This window comes from Ilyobacter sp. (assembly GCF_041583315.1).
GTDB lineage: Bacteria > Fusobacteriota > Fusobacteriia > Fusobacteriales > Fusobacteriaceae > Ilyobacter.
This window is the reverse complement of record NZ_JBFHGC010000381.1, coordinates 1-2,842: the sequence shown is the minus strand read 5'-3', so window position 1 is coordinate 2,842 and position 2,842 is coordinate 1. Positions and strand designations below refer to the sequence as shown.

Sequence of the window (2,842 nt, the reverse complement as noted above, 5' to 3'; positions counted from 1 at the left end):
GGCTGCTCACGGAGCAATTCAGAAAAATAAAAACATTTAAAAAAGGTGCCTAAAGCACCTTTTTTAATAAAAAATACAGTCCATTATATCTTCTACTTTTATTTCACAAAAATATTTTTCAATATCCAGGTCTTTTATGCAATCAACCAGATCTTTTTCATGAAATCTCTTGCCAGTTAGTATTCTTTCGATTTCTTCCGTCCCCCTATACCCTAAAAAATCCCCGTAAATTTTTATTTCATCAATTTTCCCCTGAGAAACATTCATTCTTATTTCCACTTCCCCGCCTTTATACCTTTTTCTTTTAGTTATCTTAAATTCCGGAGATTTTCCAAAATTCCAGTTCCAGTCTCTGTATTTTTCTTCTGCCAGATTTTCAACTATTAAATTTTCTTTATCTGACAAAATATAATTCTCTGCCCCTCCCATTAAAAGATTTAAAATTAATTTTTTTTTAAATTCATCTATATTGACCTTTTCTTTCAGATAGGGATATATATTTGTAACTCTGCTTCTTACAGATTTTATTCCCTTCGATTCTATTTTATCTGTCTTTACATTCAAAACTTTTCCCAGTATGGCCAGATCTGCATCAAAAAGAAGAGTTCCGTGATGTAATAATCGGTTTCCAAAATAATACTGGGCATTACCTGAGATTTTTTTACCATCTATAACTATATCGTTTCTTCCTGAGAACTCAGCCATCACCCCCATAAGGTTAAGTGAGCTCACAACCGGTTCGGTAAACTTTTTATAATTATTAACATTATCCTTTGTTGCATCAGTTATAAATGTGAAGTTCAGGTTTCCACCATCATGATACACAGCTCCTCCCCCTGAGAGCCTCCTCACAACATTGATATTATTCATCCTGACATATTCATGATTTATTTCTTCATGTGTATTTTGATTCCTACCCACTACTACTGTATTCTCATTCTGCCAAAATATTACAATATCTCCCTTTATATTTTTTAATGCATATTCCTCAAGAGCCAGATTAAAATACGGATCTTTGCTTTTGTTGATTATATTAAGCATCCCACTTCTCCTTCATCTTTTTTATAGTATACTCAGCAGGAAAAGCTTTCCTTTTTATGTACATAATCAATAATAATTTTATATTTCTTTGATTATTCTTTATTTTTTATTATAATTAAAGTACTGCATACACAGATATTTATTATGAATGAAATTTTATTTTTTACTAAATCAGCATGGAGTTCTTACTTAAAGGAGGATTAAATTTGAATTTTTTTAACGGAATTTTTAACAGAAAAAAATCAGAATCAGATAGCATCCCGGATATCCCAGAGGAAAAAGACTTAGATTCATTGTCCATAGACCCTTTTTCATACTGCATTTTCAACCCTTATTTTAAATGCAACGAGGATTTTTCAAAACTTTTTTCAGAATTTGAAATGAGGCTTGGAAGTTTACAAAGGTATTTTGAACTGAATAACCTTCATATAAAAGAGTATCTCAGCGGTTCAAAGGAACTCCTGAGAGATCATAAAAACGAGCGCTCTAAAGAAAACAGGGTTTTAGACCAATACGGTAAGTGTCATTATGCAGACGTAGATTATTTTTACGAAATGCACTATCTATCCGTTTTACTTATTTTATTTACAATGTTCGAAAATCTTCTCAGTAATATAGTGAAAGATATTTCATATATCAGCAAACACGATTTTAACGATTTCAATCAAAAGGATCTTCCCTATATAAATAAATATATCCTTTTTCTTAAAAATAAATGCAAGTTGAATATCACCATCTCTCAAAAAGAGTGGCAGAGCCTAAATACCATCAGAAAAGTCAGAAATAATTACCTGCATAATCTAAACATCGATATTCCAGACGACTTACAGGCTGAGCTATTAAAAATAATGACCCCAAAGAATAATAATAAAGTGACTGTTAATGAGGAATTTTTAGAAATGTGTTTCAATCTTTTTGGAAAAATAGCCTCTCAGCTAGAGACTTCATACTGGGAATATAAAAGAAATTTATTCAATATAAAATAGGCAGCTAAAGGCTGCCTATTTTTTTCTTATATTTAAGGTTTTCATAAAGCTGTTTTGCAAAAATTGTTTTCATATCTGTTGTTATCTCTTCCACTTCATCAATATCAAACCAGTGACATGTAAGGTGCTCCCCTTCATCTAAATCTAGTTCTAGGGGTTCTTTTCCGTCATCATGTATTTTTGCTACATACATATACAAAGACTCTGTGGTATATCCCGGTGAAAGAATCAAAGGCTTTTTAGGAATATAAAGCAGTTCAAAATCATCCTCTGTATACCCTGTTTCTTCTCTTATCTCTCTTTTAAGAGTACTTTCTGCTGTTTCTCCATCCTCTATAATCCCTGCAGGAATCTCATAAAGGTCTCCCTTTACACCGGGTCTGTATTGCTTCACCAAAAGTGTTTTATCCATATTCTCATTGAGAATAAAAACTGCAATAGCATTTGGTTTCTGAATGTATTCAAGATCAATATCTGTTGTTGGATGTTTCTCAACTTTTACCCTCAAAAATCTTAAGTCACTAATTTTCATAAACGTCCCCCTATTTATTATAAGTTTTTTTATTTTTGTTGGTATACACATAAAAAGTCCGATTTTACTGGGTACTTACATATATTTTTATTTGAATTAATTATATCACACAAATAAAAAAAACCTCAAAAAGGTTTTTTAATTTTTCCAAAAAATAAAAAAAAGCTTGGCAAGTACCTATCCTCCCGGAGGGCTGCCCCTCAAGTACTTTCAGCGTATGCAGGCTTAACTTCTGGGTTCGGAATGTGACCAGGTGTACCCCTACAGCTATTCTCACCAAGCT

Annotated in this window: 3 protein-coding genes and 1 rRNA gene; 1 reads left to right on the top strand and 3 read right to left on the bottom strand. The window is 31.9% G+C overall.

From position 1 onward, the window contains the following. Positions 1 to 63: 63 nt before the first annotated feature. Positions 64 to 1,041, bottom strand: a complete 978-nt coding sequence (locus ABZA26_RS11730) for a lipoate--protein ligase (protein ID WP_372714707.1) — start codon at positions 1,039 to 1,041, stop codon at positions 64 to 66. A 206-nt stretch (positions 1,042 to 1,247) separates the two neighbouring features. Between ABZA26_RS11730 and ABZA26_RS11725 the strand changes: the two genes are divergently transcribed. After that, on the top strand, positions 1,248 to 2,027 hold the full coding sequence (locus tag ABZA26_RS11725) for a hypothetical protein (RefSeq protein WP_372714706.1): 780 nt from the start codon (positions 1,248 to 1,250) through the stop codon (positions 2,025 to 2,027). A gap of 4 nt (positions 2,028 to 2,031) precedes the next feature. On the opposite strand, the gene ABZA26_RS11720 is transcribed toward ABZA26_RS11725, so the two are convergent. Both ABZA26_RS11720 and rrf read right to left on the bottom strand, forming a co-directional pair. Then, a complete protein-coding gene (locus ABZA26_RS11720) occupies positions 2,032 to 2,559 on the bottom strand; it encodes an NUDIX hydrolase (RefSeq protein WP_372714705.1) in 528 nt (175 codons plus the stop codon). A gap of 164 nt (positions 2,560 to 2,723) precedes the next feature. Next, positions 2,724 to 2,840: ribosomal RNA gene (rrf, locus tag ABZA26_RS11715) — 5S ribosomal RNA — on the bottom strand. Positions 2,841 to 2,842: the final 2 nt, after the last annotated feature.